Consider the following 2071-nt stretch of genomic DNA (forward strand, 5'->3'; position numbering starts at 1 on the left):
TCAGGTTTCAGGAAATGCTTTAAGGCGATGTAGAGGAGGTAGGCGGCTCCCAGGACCTGGACCCACCAGAGCTTGATGACCAGGGCGGCGAAGAGAAGGGCCAGCCCTCGCAACACGTAAGCCCCTAGGATGCCGTAGAAAAGGGCTTTACGCCTCAGGTGAACGGGCAGTTTTTGAACGATGACCCCTAGGATGAGGGCGTTATCGGCGGAAAGAATCACCTCGAGGACCATGAGGATCAGGATCGTTGAAAGTACGCCGGTTTCCATCCCACCACCTCCAAAGAAAATAGACCACCGCATCGTGCGGTGGTCTCGCCCGGGCTTTCTGCCCCCAGCCCCCGGGGCTTAGGCCCGTCCTGACGGGAGGCTGGCCATGGGGCTACTCCCCAACCGGAATACATTGTGCCACACCCGTGGCGGTTTGGCCAGGACCAGGAAGCCTTTTGGGGAAATGGTGAGGCCGGGTGGGCGGGGTGCTGGGGGAAGGGGTATCCTGTAAAGCATGGACGAGAGGCACCGCGAGGGTTTGCCGGAGGGGCAGGCTGGCTTGCAGGAAGGGAATGCGAACCAGGCGGGGGGCAAAGAGGGTCTGCCCACCAAGGAGCAGGTCCTCGAGGCCTTGAAGGTGGTCTACGACCCGGAAATCCCCGTGAACATCGTGGACCTGGGCTTGGTCTACGACGTGGAGATCCACGAGAACGGGGTGGTGGACCTCACCATGACCCTCACCGCCATCGGTTGCCCCGCCCAGGACATGGTGAAGGCAGATGCGGAAATGGCGGTGATGCGCCTTCCCATTTGGCACCCTTCTGCCCCTCCTCCACGGGGCCCTTGGGGTCTACCTGGGCCACCTGGTGGGGCTTTCCGTGGGCGGGGCCACGGTCTTGGGGGCCATGTCGGCCAGCGCTAGCTACATCGCCGCCCCCGCCGCCGTGCGCATCGCCCTGCCCGAGGCCAACCCCAGCCTCTACCTGGCGGCCAGCCTGGCGGTGACCTTTCCCTTTAACCTGGTTCTGGGCATACCCGTGTACCACGCCCTGGCCACGTGGATAGGGGGGTGAAGCATGGACCTGGTGCCGTTGAAGCTGGTGACCATTGTGGCGGAGAGCCTTCTGGAGAAGAAGCTGGTGGAGGAGGTGAAGCGCCTGGGGGCCAAGGGCTACACCATTGTGGCCGCCCGGGGGGAGGGCTCCCGGGGGATGCGCAGCGTGGACTGGGAGGGGCAGAACATCCGCCTGGAGACCATTGTCCCCGAGGAGGTGGCCTTTCGGATCCTGGCCCGGCTCCAGGAGGCCTACTTTCCCCATTACGCGGTGATCGCCTACGTGGAGAACGTCTGGGTGGTCCGGGGGGAGAAGTACGTCTAGGCCCCGGATCGGCCCTTAGCCCCCAGGTGCCCGGGCCTTCCGGCGCAGGAGAGGCGAGAGGGCCAGGAGGAACAGGGCGGGCCAGAGGAGCCAGGGGGATACCCGTTGCCCCAGGAAGTAGGCCAAAAGCACCAGGCCATGGGTCCAGAGGAGGCTCCCCAGGGCCGAGAGAACGAGGTAGGCGAGGAGGGGAAAGCCCAGGGCCCCCATCAGGAAGGGGACCACCGTGCGGAGCCCTGGCACGAAGGGGGCCACAAGGAGGGTGGAGGGGCCAAAGCGGAGGAGAAACCGCTCCGCCCGTCGCCAAAGCCCCTGGGGAAAGCGGACCTTCACCTTGGGCCCCAGGGCCCGGCCCAGGGCGTAGCCCAGCCCGTGCCCCAGGTAGCTTCCCAGGAAGAGGAGGGGCAGGAGGGGGAAAAGGCCGAGCTGTCCCTCCCCCGCCAGGGCCCCCAGGGCCAGGAGCAAGGTGTCCCCACCGGGGACGAAAAGGCCAAAGGGAAGGCCCACCTCGAGGAAAAGGATGAAGGCTGGGGCCAGGTAGGCGGTGGTGGGCATGGGTCAGGAGGGCTGGGCCGCTGGCTTGCGCAGGGCCCAGAGGCTTCCCAGGAGGAGCACCCCCAGGATGAAGAGGCTAAAGGCCTCCTTGTCCAGGCCCAAGGCCAGCTCGGGGCGGTGGAGGGTTTCCTTCGCCAGCTTGTCCCA

General features: G+C 65.8%; 4 protein-coding genes and 2 pseudogenes. 3 read left to right on the forward strand and 3 right to left on the reverse strand.

Going from position 1 to position 2071, the window contains the following annotated elements:
• The coding region (locus F604_RS0111480; protein WP_019551764.1) for a TerC family protein at nucleotides 1-269 on the reverse strand (269 nt) is incomplete at its 3' end.
• Between the two features lie 235 nt (nucleotides 270-504).
• Between F604_RS0111480 and F604_RS13395 the strand changes: the two genes are divergently transcribed.
• The 3 genes and pseudogenes from F604_RS13395 (at nucleotide 505) to F604_RS0111495 (ending at nucleotide 1369) form a co-directional block, all read left to right on the forward strand.
• Nucleotides 505-912, forward strand: a complete 408-nt coding sequence (locus F604_RS13395) for a metal-sulfur cluster assembly factor (protein ID WP_019551765.1) — start codon at nucleotides 505-507, stop codon at nucleotides 910-912.
• A pseudogene (locus F604_RS13130) lies at nucleotides 800-1063 on the forward strand (sodium-dependent bicarbonate transport family permease); the annotation flags it as partial. The gene F604_RS13395 and the pseudogene F604_RS13130, both read left to right, overlap by 113 nt.
• Before the next feature lie 3 nt (nucleotides 1064-1066).
• A complete protein-coding gene (locus F604_RS0111495; RefSeq protein ID WP_019551767.1) occupies nucleotides 1067-1369 on the forward strand; it encodes a P-II family nitrogen regulator in 303 nt (100 codons plus the stop codon).
• A gap of 15 nt (nucleotides 1370-1384) precedes the next feature.
• On the opposite strand, the gene F604_RS0111500 is transcribed toward F604_RS0111495, so the two are convergent.
• On the reverse strand, nucleotides 1385-1924 hold the full coding sequence (locus F604_RS0111500) for a DedA family protein (RefSeq protein ID WP_019551768.1): 540 nt from the start codon (nucleotides 1922-1924) through the stop codon (nucleotides 1385-1387).
• Nucleotides 1925-1927: 3 nt separating this feature from the next.
• A pseudogene (locus F604_RS13610) lies at nucleotides 1928-2071 on the reverse strand (TerC family protein); the annotation flags it as partial.

This window comes from Thermus scotoductus DSM 8553 (assembly GCF_000381045.1).
GTDB classification, from domain to species: Bacteria; Deinococcota; Deinococci; order Deinococcales; family Thermaceae; genus Thermus; species Thermus scotoductus.

Bases quoted from the DNA above. Each gene is read 5' to 3' on its own strand.
- F604_RS13395 (WP_019551765.1), top strand. From the start codon at position 505: ATGGACGAGAGGCACCGCGAGGGTTTGCCGGAGGGGCAGGCTGGCTTG.
- F604_RS0111495 (WP_019551767.1), top strand. From the start codon at position 1,067: ATGGACCTGGTGCCGTTGAAGCTGGTGACCATTGTGGCGGAGAGCCTT.
- F604_RS0111500 (WP_019551768.1), bottom strand. From the start codon at position 1,924: ATGCCCACCACCGCCTACCTGGCCCCAGCCTTCATCCTTTTCCTCGAG.